This window comes from Paenarthrobacter sp. GQ52 (assembly GCF_059759005.1).
Map to the genome: position 1 here is coordinate 1 of NZ_JCAXEJ010000024.1, position 15965 is coordinate 15965.

Sequence of the window (15965 nt, forward strand, 5' to 3'; positions counted from 1 at the left end):
CCGTGAAGCGGGCTTAACGCAAAAGGTCCCGGTTCGAAAACCGGGACCTATTCGCGGAGACGGGGGGATTTGAACCCCCGGTGGAGTTGTGCCCCACACTTCATTAGCAGTGAAGCCCATTCGGCCGCTCTGGCACGTCTCCCTTTGCTATTGCTAGCCCACCAAGGATACGCAGAAGGTGCCGTCTAGCGCAAAACAGCTTCTTGTCAGTTGCTTCCGGCCAAGGAACGCCACAGGAAGTGGTTGCTCCGGGCCTGGAGCGCTGCCGCCTGCCTGTTGTCGGAGGCGCCCGCGTGACCGCCTTCAAGAGCTTCATGGAACCAGACGTTCGGGATGCCCATGGCCTGCATGCGCGCCGCCATTTTGCGGGCTTGGACAGGTCCCACACGGTCATCGGAGGTGGCTGTCCAAATGAAAGTCTCAGGGTATTCCACACCGTCGTGTAGCAAGTGGTACGGCGAGAAAGTGCGGATGAACTCCCACTGGACCGGAACATCAGGGTCACCGTATTCGGCGATCCAGGAGTATCCGGCGGAGAGCTTGGTGTAGCGGCGCATGTCCAGGAGGGGCACCCCGCAGGAAACAGCCCCGAACAGTTCCGGGTACTGGGTCAGCATGTTGCCCACCAGGAGGCCGCCGTTGGAACCGCCTACGCAGCCGAGTCGACGGCGGCTGGTGACGCCTCGCGAGATGAGGTCCTTCGCCACGGCGGCGAAGTCCTCGTATGCACGGTGCCGGTTCTCCTGAAGTGCTGCACGGTGCCAGGACGGACCGTATTCGCCACCGCCGCGGATGTTGGCAACAACGAAAACACCACCGCGTGAGTGTGCGGCAGCTCCGTCGTCGGAGGATACGCCCAGGGTGCGGCGTTCCAGCCAGGCCCGCCCGATTGTTCCGCTGTAGGCCGGTGTCCTGGAAACTTCGAACCCGCCATAGCCGGAAAGCTGGGTGGGGTTTTGGCCGTCCAAGACCAAGTCCTTGGACGCAACCTGGAAGTAGGGAACCTTGGTCCCATCGTCAGAAACAGCGAAGTGCTGCTGGACTTCGTAGTCGGCCTCGTTGAAGAACGACGGCGACCGCTTCACCTCGGCGTGCCGGCTCGCCGCCCCGGCAACAAGTGTCCCCCTGGTCAGGGTGGTGGGCGTGGTGAAGCCGGTGGCCACCAGCCAGAAGTCGTTGCCTTCAGCGCCAGGGTCTTCGTCATCCACGGCATAGGCATTGACGTCATGCAGTGGAGGGCAGGCGTCCAGGACGGTGGAGGCCCAGCCGCCTTCAGAATCGGGACGGGCCGGGTCCAACACTCGGATTTCGGAAGACACATCGCGCAGGAGGTTCAGCAGGAGGTAGTCCTTGGTCCAGCTCCACGACTGCAGCGACGTGTGGGCATCCGGCGTGAACAGGACCAGCAATGACCGGGAACCCGCCAGGTAAGACTCGAAGTCCGCGGCCAGCAAGGACCCGGCAGGGTAGAGAACACCGGCAACATCCCAGTCCTTCTGCGGACGGAACAGCAGCCAATCCCGGTGGGCGCTGATGTTCACATCCGTGGGGACATCGATGACCACCCAGGAGTCGTCACGCAGCAGCGACGTACTCCGGTTATAGAAGTCGATGTAGTCCACGGCGAAGGTCCGCTCATAGCCCGGGGTGGAATCGTGGGCCACCATGGCCAACATGTGGTCCTCGGGGATTTCGAAGAGGCGCTCTGCCTGGGCCAGCGATTGGCCGCGGCGAAGCTTCACTCCGGTACGGGCGTAGGAGGACGTAGTTGCGGGGAGCCCGTCCGCCGTGCTGGACACCAGCAAAGTGTCGGCATCCAACCAGCTGACATTGCCTTTGGCTGTCGGCACGTCAAAGCCACCCTCCACGAAGGTGCGGGACTCGACGTCGAACTCGCGGTGGCGGTCAGCGTCGCCGCCGTCGGGGGAGAGCGAAACCATGGCCAGGCGGTACTCGGAGCCGTCGGCAGGACGGAGGAAGCCGACACCATGGAAGACCCACTCAACGCCTTCGGCAGCGGCAAGGGCGTCGATATCCAGCAGGACGTCCCACTCCGGCTCCTCAGTGAGGTAGCTTTCCCACGTAGTTCGACGCCACAGGCCCTTGGGATGTTCCTGGTCTTTCCAGAAGTTGTAGTAGAAATCGCCGCGTTTGGAGACCATAGCGATGCGATCGTTGGAGTCGAGGACCTCCAGGATGCCAGCCTCAACGGCCGCGTACTCGGCGTCCTCCAGTAACTCCTCGGTGCGGGCATTCTGCTCGCGGACCCACGCCAGCTGCTCTTCGCCGTGGATGTTTTCAAGCCAAACGTTTTCATCCGTCGGCTCAGGCGCGACGTCCGCTGCATGCCGCGGGCCGGGGGCCGGCGCGGTCTCATTCTCGGGAAGTGGCGACTGATCAGCTTCTGTGGTGGTCATCGCCCCATCCAAGCAACACTCTTCAACAGTAAGCAAGTCACAGGAAGTTAGGCTTGAGCGTGGCTAAATCGCAAACCAACCGTGTTGCCCTGATCGGGGCCGGCCCTCGGGGCACTAGTGTCCTCGAGCGGTTGCTCGCGAACTGGTCTGCGGACAGGACGCCAGGAACCACCCTTCTCATCGATGTTGTGGACCCTTATCCGGCCGGGTCCGGTCATGTGTGGCAGCCGGAGCAGTCACGCCTCTACTTGATGAACACCCAATCGTTCTATCCCACCCTCATTCCTGAGGACCCTCAACTCGCCCCACCGCTCGCGGGTGGTTCGTTCGATCAGTGGCGCGAGGCCCGGCGTCGTGACGGCATGGGACTGAACGATGCCGAGAAAGCGGAACTGGCCACCCTGGAATCGCACGACTTCCCCAGCCGCGCGCTGTACGGGCGGTACCTGCGCCAAACTTTGGCAGGGCTGCTCGAAAGGCTTCCCGACGGCGTCGAGGTCACCTTTCATGAGGCGCTCGCCGTCGCCGCGCAGCCTGTGAAGGGCGAAAAGGATGAGGGGTTCGACGTCGAACTCGACAACGGCGAGACGCTCACCGTCGGTTCCGTGGTCCTCGCTCTGGGCCACATTGAGTCCAGGTTGAACCCGGAGCAGCGGTCCTTCAAGAGCGCCGCGGAGGAGCAGGGCCTGAGGTACTTCCCGCCCGCACCGCCTGCCGACGTTGATTGGCAGGCCGTGCCTGACAACGAACCCGTGCTGGTCCGAGGCATGGGTCTGAACTTCTTCGATGTCATGGGCCAGTTGACGGAGGGGCGCGGCGGTAAGTTCGTCGAGGCTGGTACGCCCGGCACGGGTATCCTCGAGTACCGGGCTTCGGGCCGGGAGCCCAGGATCATTGCAGCGTCCCGCAGGGGCACCCCTTACCGCGCGAAGGCCGGGTTGGCGGGTTATTACCCCAGCAGCATCACCATGCGCTATCTGACAGAAGATGCCGTGGACCGCTTCCGTGCGGCCGGTATCCAGCCGGGGTTCGATCATGACCTCTGGCCGTTGCTTCACCGGGATGCACTTTGGGCCTATTACTCAACACTTGCGCGGTCCCAGCCCGCCGCGATCAAGGACCCCGCACAGTTCCTTGCCGACCTTGAAGATGCGCTCCAACCGCATGCGCACACCACCGCGAACTGGGAAGTCGAAGTGGGAAACGTCGTGGAAAAACACGTCGTCGCTTCCCGCCGGCTGAACCTGAGGGGGCTCGCGGCGCCGCTCGCTGGGCGGACCTTCGCTTCCCGCCGCGAGCTGGACGCCACCATCACGGCCTACCTTGATGATGATGCCCGACGATCGGCACTAGGCGAGGCGGACCCTGTCAAGATGGCGATCGGTGCCCTCCACACCGGGCGGGCGATCCTCAAATCCGTGGTAGCGGACGGGGGCATCACCGATGAATCGTGGCTGGGTGGTTTGCGCGGCTGGTTCGAGTCTTTTGTTGAAGGCCTGGCAAGCGGTGCGCCTGCACTGCGATCGGAGCAGTTGGCCGCTTTGGCGCGTGCCGGCGTCGTGAGTTTCGTGGGACCGGACCCGAAGTTCAGCGTGGACCGTGGAGCCAGGGTGTTCCGGGCGGTTTCGCCGTGGGTCCACGACGCTCCGGTTGAAGCAAGGACTCTTGTGGAGGCGATGTCGCCGGCCAACAGGGTGGGCATCAACCTGTCACCCCTTCTGGAACAGCTCATGGCCGATGGGCTGGTGCGCACCAAGATCATGATGAGTGTTGAAGGCACGCCCATGCAGACCACCGGCCTTGACGTTAAACCGCATCCTTACAGGCCTCTGGCGGCGAATGGTTCCATCACCAGGAACTTGTATGTCCTGGGCCTCCAACTGTCTGCGTCGCAGTGGGGGACAGCCATTGCCGCTGAGGCCCGTCCGCGCACCGGACCTGCCTACGCGAGCGGCCAGAGAACGCTCCGCGATGCCGATGAGATAGCGCGCAGCATTCTTGGCCGGTGACGCACACCAGCTTGGCCGGAAACCGCCAGCAAGTCAGAAAACGCAGGGCCCCTCACGAAGAAGATCGTGAGGGCCCCGCTGTTGCTTCCGGCAGGCCGGATGGCTCAGGGGGTTAGCCCCTCAGGCACCTCTGATACTCCACCCACGCAAAGGCGTACCGGAGCCATCCTGCGATGTCGTACCACTTGGACGGCTTGGTAGGCGCGGTGCACTGCGGCGGGTTCGGACCGCTCTCAGCCACTGTCACCAAGGCCTTCACCACGGTTCCACTTTCGACGGCGGTGAGCACCACTGTGCCGGTGCCTGCAGCCGCCGCGGCGGGAACCTTAAGGTCCACTGTGGCGGCCCCTGAGGTCACGGGGACGGAGCCGAGCGCCACGGCGGCGCCCTTAGCGTCCACGAAGACGGCGTTCAGCGTTGCGTTGGCGGGGCTGCCGATCGAGGTGAGGTTCAGTTTGGTGACGGCCAGGGTAATGGAGTCGCCGGCTTTGACCTCAGCCGCTGTGGTGTTGGCCACGGCAACGGAACGGCGTGCGAAGTCCGGTGAAACAGGATTGTGTTCGCGCAGGTACTTGATCCACGCATCGCGGTCCACCAGGCCTGTGTCCTTTGTGTCCGTGCCCTCCTTGAAGATCCGGAAATTGTCACCGCCGGTAGCCAGGAAGCTGAACGTCCCGATCCTGTACTGCTTGGCAGGGTCGATCACAGCGCCGTTGACCCAAATACCGGTGATGCGGTCACCAGCCGGGCGGGCGGCGTCATGGGTGTAGTTGACGTTCTTGGACACTCCAAGCTGCTGGTACGGGCGGCTGGGGATGGTCCCGTCAGCATTTGTCTGCCACTGCTGTTCCAGGAGTGTCTTGAACTGCGCACCTGTGAGGGAGGTGGTCCAGAGGTTGTTCACGAAAGGCAGGACCGCGTTGGCCTCGGCGTAAGTGATGGTGCCGTCCGGCGCGTAGTACAGCTCGTTACGCAGCCCGCCGGGGTTCACGACGCCGATCTCCGCGGAACCCAGTTCGGGCGCCTTGAGCGTATCCACCAGGGAGTCCGCCACCAGGTTGCCAAGCGTGGATTCGTTCGCGCGATCGTCCCGTTTGGGGGCGCCGCCGGCAGGATCCGGGGTGAAGGCTGTGGTGATATCAGCGGTCACTGCGCCCACCGGCTGATTGCCGATGACGGCAGCCTCGGCGAGTGCCTTGTCCACGATGGTCTTCACAGTAGCCACCCGTGGGTAGGCAGCGACGAGGCTTTCAGCGGTTTCTGTTGTCCGGTCCACGATGGCGGCCTTGTAAGCAGTGACTGATTTGCTTGCGGTATCCACGGTGAGGGTCACGCTGCCCACGTTCTCGCCGTAGTTGCCGGTCTGTACGATGGGTCGGGTCTTGCCGGTCGGCTGGCCGTTGGCGTCCAGTACCGGGGCGTCCCAGGCGTACTCCTTGTGCGTGTGACCCGTGAAGATCGCGGCGACGTCAGGAGTGGTTTCGTTGACCAGCTTCGCGAAGGGTCCGCCGGCTGCAACTTCCTGCTCCAACGTGGCGCCCTCAGGCGTTCCTGAAGCAGCTCCGTCGTGGTTTTCCACGATGATGAGGTCGGCCAGGTTTTCGGCTTTGATCTTCGCGGCCACCCGGTTGATGGCTTCCACAGGGTCGCCGAACTCGAGGTCGGTAATGCCGGCCGGCGTCACCAGGGAGGGAACTTCCTGCGTGACAGTACCGATCACTGCCACCCGCATGCCGTTCATGTCCAGGACCTTGTACTCCGGCAGGACCGGCGTTGTGGTGCCCTTCTGGTAGACATTCGCACCCAGATAGGCGAACTTCGCGTTGGCACCTCCGGCTGCGACGCGGTCGCGCAGGTCCGCCCAGCCGCCGTCGAACTCGTGGTTGCCCACTGCCGAAGCCTGCAGCTCGAGCGCGTTCAGGACGTCGATGGTTGGCTGGTCCTTCGCTACCGAAGAAGCGAAGAGGGAAGCACCGATGTTGTCACCGGCGGAAATGAAAGCGGTAGCGCCGGGGGCAGCTGCAGCGCGGAGCTTCTCAACCGTTCCGGCGAAGAGGACTGTGTTGGAGTCGATCCGGCCGTGGAAGTCGTTGATACCCAGGAACTGCAAGTCAACTGTCGCCGGCTGGTCAGCAGTAAGGTTCAGGCCCACCACCACAGGATCGTGGTCGCTGGCCCGGAACTCGTCCCCGGCATAGTAGTTGGTCACATTGTTGTTATACCTGCTGTACTCCAGCGCGACGGACTCCACGGAGTTGATGTTCCAGATGTCGGTTCCGGTGACCACTTTGTGGGCGGCCGGGGAAGCCAGGATGTGGTCCAGGGAGCCCACCATGCCGCCGAAGAGGTAGGAGTGCTTGCCTGTACCCGCCTCGAGGTCGGTGTAGCCGGCCGTGGTGAGGACGTTGATGGGGTCTTCCTTGGCGTAGGCGTTGAAGTCGCCGATCAGGAAGACCTTGTCCGTGCCCTTGGAGGCCTGGAGGTCCTTGGAGAACGCGAGGAGTGATTCAGCCTGCTTGGTGCGGGCAATGTTCGAGGCGCCCTGGCCCTTGTCCGTGTCATCCGGGGTGGCGGCGGAGCCCTTGGACTTGAAATGGTTCACGATCGCGATGAACTTCTTGTCATCGTCTCCGCCAACCGGCTTGAAGAGCTGTGCGAGGGGCTTGCGCGCACTGGCAAAGGCCACGGTGTCGTTGTGGATGATGGACTCACCCACGGGCTCGGCCACTGCCTTCTTGAAGATGAATGCAGTGCGAATCATGTCCTCGTCGCTGAGCGGGGGAGCGTTGGCGGGTGTGCGCACGTAGTCCCAGACCCCGGGGGTCTTGACGTTGAGGGCGTCCACTAGCTTGGACAGGGCGTCGTCGCGGTTCTTACCGAACTGTGCGGAGTTTTCGATCTCTTCAAGGGATACGACGTCGGCGCCGGACTTGGTGATAGCGGCAACGATCTTGGTCTGCTGGCGCTCGAAGTTCTCGGCGTTGGCAGCACCTCGGGCGTTGCAGCCTTCCTTGACCGTGATCGGGTTGCCGTCGCGGTCGGTGTAGAAAACGCAGCCAGCCAGCTGGTCACCGGTGGTGGGGAAGTAGTTCAGCACATTGAAGGAAGCCAGTTTGAGGTTGCCTCCTACCTCCGCGGGACCTTCGGGCCGGGTTGCAGTAAAGCTTGCCGGCTGGACGGACTCGGCGTTGGCCGGAGTGAGCGCGGTAAGGGGCTGGAACTTCCAGGAGTTGTTGCCATAGCCCAGAATGACGTCGGTCCGGAACCGCGCAGGTGAGCCAACACGTACAGGATCCGATGTGGTCAGATACGGCAACTGCTGAGCCTTGGTGGTGGCGTCCTTGAGGAAGTTGGTGGACGCGCCGTCGTCGAGTTTGATGCCGCGCAGCGCGTTGTCGGCAACCACCGCGGCGTATTCAGGCGAACCGTAGGTGGCCACCGCAGTCGGCTGCACCAACGGCGACGTGCCGGCCGCGAGGCCGATCTCGCCGTACTGGTTCAGGGAGTAGTTGTCCGTGACCGTGAAGTCACCCTGGGGAGCCAGGAGCATGCCCTCCAGACTTTCCCTCGCGGCCTCATTGGCAGGCAGCGTGAACGGCGTGGACTTTACCTCCGGCGCAGCCTCGGTGAGCTTCTGCAACCCCGCCGCCTCAACGGTGAGCTGGGTTTGGCTGGCGAACTCGCTGACGACACCGGTGAGTTGCACGTAGTCGCCGGGCTGGACCGCCGACGTCGTTGAGGGTGAGTAGACGAACAAAGCGTCGGACGCCGTCCTTGCCGCCCCCGCGCTTTCACCGCCGCTTCCGGCGGTCTGCACGTAGTAGCCGTTGAAGCCGCCGGTTGCGTAGACAGCGGTGACCTTGCCGTTGGTGGTCACGGTGCTGCCAACAAACGGACTGGCCGTACCGGTGCCCTGGATCTCGGCAATGGTCTTGACGCCGGGCTCCGGCTGGGGGTCAACCGGCGGGGTTCCGCCACCGTTGGAGGCAGTGGGGGTGATGGTTGCGCTGAGGCTGAAGTCAGCGGCGTTGGAGTCGGTGTCCACACCATTGGCGCGGTTCAAGCTTTTGACGTCCGCGTTGCTGGTAGGTGCGGTGGCAGCGGCGGTCTCAAAGGTGTTGGAGCTGCCATAGCCCAAGAGGTCAGCGATGGCGGCGTTGCCCGTCACCGACCCCGCCGGAAGCGGAGAGACAGCAGTGGCCTGCTTGGCCAGGACGAGTGTTCCAGTGGTTCCGCTGGGATTCAGCGTTCCTGTGGCCTGCACATCGGCCGTGGGAAGCGCCGGTGCCGTGGAAGTCCCGCTGTTGGTGGCACCCTGGACCAGGAAGTACCCCTTCGCGGGAATGCTGCCCGTCAGGGGAGTGATTCCTGTGGGTGCTGCTGTGGCCGTGGCTGCCCGGTATTGCAGCGACCAGCCCGCCAAGCTGACCGGTGCGTCCGAGGAATTGTAAAGTTCAACGAACTTGTTCTTGAAGGCGGCACCGCTGCTACCACCGCTGAGATAGGCCTCGTTGATCACCACCGGGGAAGGGCCGACGGCGAGCTCATCAGCTGCAAAGGCCGGCACGGCCGTCAACGGGGCGGTGATTAACCCAGCCGACAGGACAGTGCCCGCCAAGGATTTCCAATGCATAAGTTTCATCCGCTCGAACTTTCATCAGTGAGCCCTGTGGGGCTCCATGAATGGCGCCCACTGTCTTATGAAGTGGGCGGGTACCGGAAGTTACTCCCGGGTAAAGCTGCCTCGGGCCTAGCTGAACACGAACGGATGAATAGAGGGTTGACCCTGGGTCAACAATGAGGGTCCGGACAAGGACCCGGAAAGCGGCCGATTAGGCGGTCTGCCCCGAGTCCTGAATGACCTTGAAAACAGCTCCCGTGGGGTCGGACAACGTGGCCAAACGCCCGAACGGTGTGTCCTCGGCGGGCTGCATGACCGTGGCACCGAGGGCCGAGGCCTGCTCCACGGCGGCATCCGTATCCTCCACCGCGAAGTAAACGCTCCACATGGAGGGGACCTGTTCGGGCAGGAATCCGGAAGCGTCCATGATGCCTGCCTTGGCGTCGTCGCCGGCGCCGAGGGTCGTATAACGGAACTCGGGAGTATCGCTCATGACCTCCGTGTCCCAGCCGAAGACACGCTGGTAGAACGTGACTGCGGAATCGTAATCCTTGGCCAGTAGTTCATGCCAAGCGGGAGCTCCTGCCTCCGCCGCGATCTCGTAGCCCTTCATTTCACCGAACTGCCAGGCGCCTATAGCGGCGCCTGAGGCATCCCCGTACATGGCCATGCTGCCTTGCTCAGGGACCTCCATGGGTTCCAGGAACACCTGGCCGCCATTGGCGGCAGCGGCCTCAGTGGTCGCCTTGATGTCATCCGTGCGGAGGTAAGTGGACCAAACGTCCGGCATGGCTCCCATGTCCGCCTGCTTCTCCATGATGCCCGCGACCATCCGGCCGTCCTTGGAAGCCGTGATGTAGCCGCCGTACTTCTCCTGGTCTCCGGTTTCATAGGTCCAGCCGAAAAGAGCCGTGTAAAAGGCCTTGGCCTTCTCCGTATCGGACGTCATGAGGTCAATCCAGCAGGGGGAACCGGGAGTGATATCAGGCTTGGGCATAGGTGAGGCTCCTGTTGTTATTCCGCAGCCAAAGCTGCGGCCGATGTCAGCGGGGTGGCGACAGTCAGAACACTATGCGGGGCCTCTGACACTTTCAATGATCTTCCGGGTGTCAGTTCTCAGTTCCGGGCGACTTCGCCGCAGACACGCGTCCGCGGGGCTGGCTCCAAGAGACAAAAATGCCCCGGGTCCTGGAACCCGGGGCATTTCATTCGCGGAAGGTAAGGGATTTGAACCCTTGGTACGGGGTTACCGCACACTGGTTTTCAAGACCAGCTCCTTAGGCCGCTCGGACAACCTTCCTCGCCTAGTAGTGTTTCATAGGGAGTTGGCTGTTCCAAAACATCACGTATTCCAGCCCCTGCCCCGGGTCTGGAAAACACGCAAGAAACCGGGAGTTCTTCATGAAAGCCGTCTATATCTCAGAGCCAGGCGGACCCGAAGTCCTCGAAGTCCGTGAGGTCCCGTCACCAGTGCCGGGCGAGGGCGAGGTCCTGATTGACGTGGTGGCTGCGGGTTTGAACCGCGCCGACGTCCAGCAGCGGCGCGGCTTCTACCCGCCGCCCCCGGGAGCATCGGAAGTTCCCGGACTGGAAGTCTCCGGCCGCATTTCGGCTTTCGGCCCCGGCGTAACCAAAGCGTTCTCCGTCGGCGACAAAGTCGTGGCACTGTTGTCCGGCGGTGGCTACGCCCAGCAGGTCGCCGTTCCGGCGGAGCAGGTACTCCGTATTCCTGAAGGCGTGGACTTGGTTACAGCCGCTGCCCTGCCCGAAGTTGCCGCCACCGTGTACTCGAACCTGATCATGACCGCACAGCTGCAACCCGGCGAGACTGTACTCATCCATGGCGCCACCGGTGGCATCGGCACCATGGCTATTCAACTGGCCAAAGCCTATGGCGCGAAGGTGGCCACCACGGCCGGCACTGATGAGAAGGTCGGCACCGCCAAGGCCTTCCTCGGTGCCGATATCGCCATCAACTACACCGAAGAAGACTTCGCTGAAAGCCTCAAGGCGCACAACGGAGGCAAAGGCGCCGACGTGATCCTCGACGTCGTCGGTGCCAAATATCTGCAACAGAACGTCGAGGCGCTCGCCGAGTACGGACGACTCATCGTCATCGGCCTGCAAGGCGGAACAAAAGCGGAGCTCAACTTGGGTCTGCTCCTCAGCAAGAGGGCAGCCGTTATCGGAACAGCCCTCCGGCCGCGACCGGTCGCCGAGAAGGGAATCATCATGTCCGCCGTGCGCGAGTTCGTGTGGCCCATGCTGACCGACGGCAGGATCAGGCCCCTCGTTGCCAAGTCCTTCCCCTTGGAGAATGTTCGGGAAGCGCACGAGTACTTCGACTCCGGGGAGCATGTGGGCAAGGTCCTCCTGCTCCTCTGATCCGCCGGTTCAACTGTATTTATCCGCCCAACTGCAGCGAGGAGCCATATGTCCATCCGGCACAGCCTGCTGGCCCTGCTCCAGGACCAGCCGCGGTACGGCTATGAGCTGCGAGTCGAGTTCGAGGACCGTACCGGTGCCGCCTGGCCGTTGAACATCGGCCAGGTTTATACAACCCTGGACAGGCTTGAGCGCGACGGTTTAGTCAGCAAGGACGGCGACGACGGCGGCGGGCACGTCGTCTACAGCATCACTGACGCGGGGGCTGAGGAAGTTGAGGCCTGGTTCGCTGGTGCAGTGGACCGGGGCAATCCTCCAAGGAACGAAATTGCCATCAAGCTGGCGCTCGCAGTGACGCTTCCTGACGTGGATACTTCTGCGGTGATCCAGTCCCAACGCGAGGTCTCGGTCAAGGCTCTGCAAGAGCATACGCAGGCGAGAAAGGCCGTCTCCGCCAACCAAAGATCGTCGGATACTGCTTGGCTATTGGTGCTCGATTCTTTGATTTTCCAGGCAGAGGCGGAAGTTCGCTGGTTGGATCTCTGCGAGGCCCGCATGGTGCAAGGGCGCGGGAACGACGGGCGCGGCGTCGGTTAGACACCGCTGGTCGCACGATAGCTACCGTTCACCGCAGCCAATCCATGCTGCGGTGAGTTTCGCCACGCACCAGGGAACCTCTTTGCTAGCTTGCCCGTGACGCGCCTTCGTGCCACGGCAGCGCAGCAGTTCTCAAGGAGGAGATATGGGCAAGATTCCTGACCAGGCCGGACTCGTGGAAGGACTGGATCCTACGGTGCCTGCACCGGCTGTTGACGACTCGGTGCGCGAAGCGGAGGAACGCAGGTGGACCCCCGCCAAGATCGGTCTTTGGATTGCTATCTCCCTGCTGGGAGCAGTGGCGTGGTTCATGCTTGCCCTGGTGCGCGGTGAAACCGTCAACGCCATCTGGTTCGTTTTCGCCGCTGTCTGTACGTACCTGATCGGCTACCGCTTCTACTCCAAAGTCATTGAGCGTTACCTGCTCAAACCGGACGATCGCCGCGCTACCCCTGCCGAGTACAAAGCCGATGGCAAGGACTACGTCCGTACTGACAGGAACGTGTTGTTCGGCCACCACTTCGCCGCCATTGCCGGTGCCGGACCGTTGGTGGGACCCGTCATCGCGGCCCAGATGGGCTACCTTCCCGGCACTATCTGGATCATCATCGGCGTCGTTCTTGCAGGCGCCGTACAGGACTACCTGGTCATGTTCTTCTCCATGCGCCGCGGTGGCCGTTCACTCGGCCAGATGGCGCGCGAGGAACTCGGTGTCATTGGTGGTACGGCAGCCCTCGTGGCCACGCTGCTCATCATGATCATCATCGTGGCCATCCTTGCCCTGGTGGTGGTCAACGCCCTCGGTGAGAGCCCGTGGGGCGTGTTCTCGGTGGGCATGACCATTCCCATCGCGTTGTTCATGGGTGTCTACCTGCGCTTCATCCGGCCGGGCAAGGTGATGGAGGTGTCCATCATCGGCTTCGTGCTCCTGATGGCGGCCATCATTGGAGGCGGCGCCGTCGCCGGTACCGAGTGGGGTGCGGCCTTCTTCCACCTGGACAAGGTCACCATTGCCTGGGGCATCATCGTTTACGGGTTCATCGCCGCAATCCTGCCGGTCTGGCTGCTGCTGGCTCCGCGTGACTACCTCTCCACCTTCATGAAGATCGGCGTGATCGTGATGCTTGCGCTCGCCATCATCGTGGTGCGTCCGGAAATCACCGTCCCGGCGTTCAGTGAGTTCGCCAGCCGGGAGAACGGCCCGGTGTTCTCCGGCGCCCTCTTCCCGTTCCTGTTCGTCACGATCGCTTGTGGCGCCCTGTCCGGGTTCCACGCACTCATCTCGTCGGGAACCACCCCCAAGCTGATTGAGAAGGAACGGCAGACCCGTTTCATCGGTTACGGCGGAATGCTGATGGAATCCTTCGTGGCCATCATGGCCTTGGTGGCTGCGATCTCCATCGACCGTGGCATCTACTTCGCCATGAATGCGCCTCTGGCCCTCACCGGTGGGACGGTGGAATCTGCAGCCCAGTGGGTGAACAGCCTTGGCCTGGCCAATGTGAACATCACCCCGGACGTGCTGGCTCAAACAGCGAAGGACGTCGGCGAGGAAAGCATTATCTCCCGTTCAGGTGGCGCTCCCACGCTGGCAGTCGGTTTGGCTCACATCATGCAGCAGTTCATCGGCGGCCCGGGAATGATGGCTTTCTGGTACCACTTCGCCATCATGTTCGAGGCCCTCTTCATCCTTACCGCAGTGGACGCAGGAACGCGTGTTGCCCGCTTCATGCTGCAGGACTCCATCGGCAATTTTGTCCCCAAGTTCAAGGAAGCCTCATGGCGGCCCGGAGCCTGGCTGTGCACGGCAATTATGGTGGGTGCCTGGGGTGCTGTGCTGCTGATGGGTGTCACCGATCCGCTGGGTGGAATCAACACGCTCTTCCCGCTGTTCGGCATTGCCAACCAGTTGCTGGCAGCCATTGCACTGGCTGTTTGCCTTGCCATCACGGCTAAACGGGGAGTGTTCAAATGGCTGTGGATCGTGGCCGTTCCGCTGACTTTCGCGGCGGTTGTGACCATCACGGCCAGTTTCCACAAGATCTTCTCGCCAGTCCCGGCAGTTGGATACTTCGCCAACAATCAGGCGTTCTCCAAGGCGCTGGCTGACGGCAAGACGGAGTTTGGTACAGCCAAGACCGTTGCAGCCATGGAAGCCGTGGTCCGCAACACCATGATCCAGGGCGTGCTTTCGGTGATCTTCGTGACCTTGAGCATCATCGTGATCGTCGCCGCCCTACTGGCAACCATCAAGGCAATCCGCGCCGGCGGCGGTCAGGACCACGAAGACCCGCCTGTACCTTCCAAGGTGTACGCACCGGCGGGGCTCTTCCCGACGGCCGCCGAGAAGACGTTGCTCGCAGAATGGAACGCCCTGCCTGCGGAGAAACGAACACAGAAGGCCGGCCACCACTAATGAAGGCCGGCACTGATGAATACCGTCGTTAAGGGCCTTCGGGGCTTCGCCACCTACATGGGCTCGCTCATGGGTGCGGACGCGTACCGGAAGTACCTGGAGCATTTTGAAGCTACCGGCCATTCCGGTCCCGCCATGACCGAACGCGAGTTCTGGCGGGACCGGATGGACCGCCAGGACAGCAATCCCCAAGGAAGGTGCTGCTGAGGCGGCATGCGCGACGAAGTTTCGCTACGAACGAAGTCCAAAAACCGGTTGCGGCCTGAGCTTCGCGAGAAGCACGTGAGAGTATGAACGAATGAGCGATCTGAACAACATTCAGCCCACGGATGAGGCTTCGGACGACACCCCCGTGGAGGGAACCACGCTGGACGAGGGCCTGGAGAAGCCCGCGGCACAGCAACCTTTGGCGGAAGAGGTGGCGAAGGGCGCCAAACCCAAGGGAGGTAACCTTCACGAACTCGTTGATGAGCCGGCCAAGGTGATGCGGATCGGCACCATGATCCGCCAGCTCCTGGAAGAAGTTAAGGCAGCGCCGTTGGACGACGCCGCTCGCGGTCGCCTTGCTGAGATTCATGAGCGGTCCATCAAGGAACTTGAAGATGGGCTGGCTCCTGAACTCATCGAGGAGTTGGAACGGATCAGTCTGCCCCTCCCGGACGAAAAAGCCCCTTCTGATGCGGAGCTTCGCATTGCGCAGGCACAACTCGTTGGTTGGCTTGAGGGCTTGTTCCATGGCATCCAGGCGGCGATCGCCGCACAGCAAGCTGCCAAAGAGCACGCTGCCGCTCAGATGCAACTCCGTCAGCTCCCGCCCGGAACTGTGATTGCGCCGGGCATCGTCATCGGCGAAAACGGCCAACCGCAGCGGGCGGCTGCACCCGGTGCACCCGGCGCTGCCACCCAGGGCCGCAGGGAAGACCCCGACCACGGTCCGGGTCAGTACCTCTGAGTTCGCAGGTGGGTTTCTTTGGGGCCGTCCGGCAAGGGCGGAAAGACGATCTGGAGCTTGGCAAGGGGCTGTGGCGCCGTGCCCATGACCGTTTTCATCGGGGATTGGATCGGTACCACCAAGTCCTTGAGGGCGTGGATGATGAGCAGCTCTACAACGAGCTCGTGCAAATAGCCAACGAACTCGCCGAGTTGTCGCCTCGGGTCAGGACCATCTGCGTCGAAGCCCAGAAAAGGTCTCCCAGCGACGGCTTGGACGTCCCGGGAGGACTTTCCGGCGTTCACCGGGCCCTATCCAAAGCAGGAAATTCCCTGGCCACTACGGCTGAGGCCGCAGCTATGTTGAGGTTGGCCGTGGGACCCGTGCCAGTGGGCGCGTTGTCCGTTCGACGCCGGGCGGAATCAGTTTTCGAGCAGGTTGCGGATGCGGAGCGTCAACTGGGAGCCTGAAGCGCAACTGCGCTGAATGCAGCGCGTTAGCAACTACCAGCGCACGCCTTTATTCCCTGCATGCAAGAAGTTAATCGTATAGCTGATCTGCGTAACATTCGGCGCTTTTGGCGACCGCT

At 62.5% G+C, this 15965-nt stretch carries 10 protein-coding genes and 2 tRNA genes; 7 read left to right on the top strand and 5 right to left on the bottom strand.

The genetic code is table 11. From position 1 onward, the window contains the following. Window positions 1-54: 54 nt before the first annotated feature. Both AC6CH8_RS20965 and AC6CH8_RS20970 read right to left on the bottom strand, forming a co-directional pair. Window positions 55-142 (bottom strand) — tRNA-Ser (locus AC6CH8_RS20965). Window positions 143-206: 64 nt separating this feature from the next. After that, the gene (locus AC6CH8_RS20970; protein WP_420180181.1) at window positions 207-2417 is read right to left on the bottom strand and encodes a prolyl oligopeptidase family serine peptidase; all 2211 of its coding nucleotides are present in this window, start codon (window positions 2415-2417) and stop codon (window positions 207-209) included. Window positions 2418-2476: 59 nt separating this feature from the next. Here AC6CH8_RS20970 and AC6CH8_RS20975 point away from each other — a divergent pair, with 59 nt between their 5' ends. Further along, complete coding sequence (locus AC6CH8_RS20975) at window positions 2477-4426, top strand: FAD/NAD(P)-binding protein (protein ID WP_498192206.1); 1950 nt, start codon at window positions 2477-2479, stop codon at window positions 4424-4426. 112 nt (window positions 4427-4538) lie between these two features. On the opposite strand, the gene AC6CH8_RS20980 is transcribed toward AC6CH8_RS20975, so the two are convergent. From AC6CH8_RS20980 to AC6CH8_RS20990, 3 genes are all read right to left on the bottom strand, one after another. Then, window positions 4539-9068, bottom strand: coding sequence for an ExeM/NucH family extracellular endonuclease (locus tag AC6CH8_RS20980; protein ID WP_498192208.1), 4530 nt, complete (start codon window positions 9066-9068; stop codon window positions 4539-4541). Window positions 9069-9258: 190 nt separating this feature from the next. Beyond that, window positions 9259-10044, bottom strand: a complete 786-nt coding sequence (locus AC6CH8_RS20985) for a VOC family protein (protein WP_420180184.1) — start codon at window positions 10042-10044, stop codon at window positions 9259-9261. A 215-nt stretch (window positions 10045-10259) separates the two neighbouring features. Beyond that, window positions 10260-10347: transfer RNA gene (locus tag AC6CH8_RS20990), tRNA-Ser, on the bottom strand. A gap of 101 nt (window positions 10348-10448) precedes the next feature. On the opposite strand from AC6CH8_RS20990, the gene AC6CH8_RS20995 reads away from it, so the two are divergent. The 6 genes from AC6CH8_RS20995 to AC6CH8_RS21020 all read left to right on the top strand — a co-directional run bounded on the left by AC6CH8_RS20995 (window position 10449) and on the right by AC6CH8_RS21020 (window position 15846). Next, window positions 10449-11432 carry an NAD(P)H-quinone oxidoreductase gene (locus tag AC6CH8_RS20995; protein ID WP_420180185.1) on the top strand — a complete coding sequence of 328 codons (984 nt, stop codon included), beginning with the start codon at window positions 10449-10451 and terminating at the stop codon, window positions 11430-11432. A gap of 48 nt (window positions 11433-11480) precedes the next feature. After that, window positions 11481-12029, top strand: a complete 549-nt coding sequence (locus AC6CH8_RS21000) for a PadR family transcriptional regulator (RefSeq protein ID WP_420180186.1) — start codon at window positions 11481-11483, stop codon at window positions 12027-12029. Between the two features lie 145 nt (window positions 12030-12174). Beyond that, window positions 12175-14445, top strand: coding sequence for a carbon starvation CstA family protein (locus AC6CH8_RS21005; protein WP_498192211.1), 2271 nt, complete (start codon window positions 12175-12177; stop codon window positions 14443-14445). 15 nt (window positions 14446-14460) lie between these two features. After that, on the top strand, window positions 14461-14652 hold the full coding sequence (locus AC6CH8_RS21010) for a YbdD/YjiX family protein (RefSeq protein WP_091465449.1): 192 nt from the start codon (window positions 14461-14463) through the stop codon (window positions 14650-14652). 91 nt (window positions 14653-14743) lie between these two features. Next, window positions 14744-15397 carry a bacterial proteasome activator family protein gene (locus tag AC6CH8_RS21015; RefSeq protein WP_498192213.1) on the top strand — a complete coding sequence of 218 codons (654 nt, stop codon included), beginning with the start codon at window positions 14744-14746 and terminating at the stop codon, window positions 15395-15397. Between the two features lie 8 nt (window positions 15398-15405). Beyond that, window positions 15406-15846, top strand: a complete 441-nt coding sequence (locus tag AC6CH8_RS21020) for a hypothetical protein (RefSeq protein ID WP_420180188.1) — start codon at window positions 15406-15408, stop codon at window positions 15844-15846. Window positions 15847-15965: the final 119 nt, after the last annotated feature.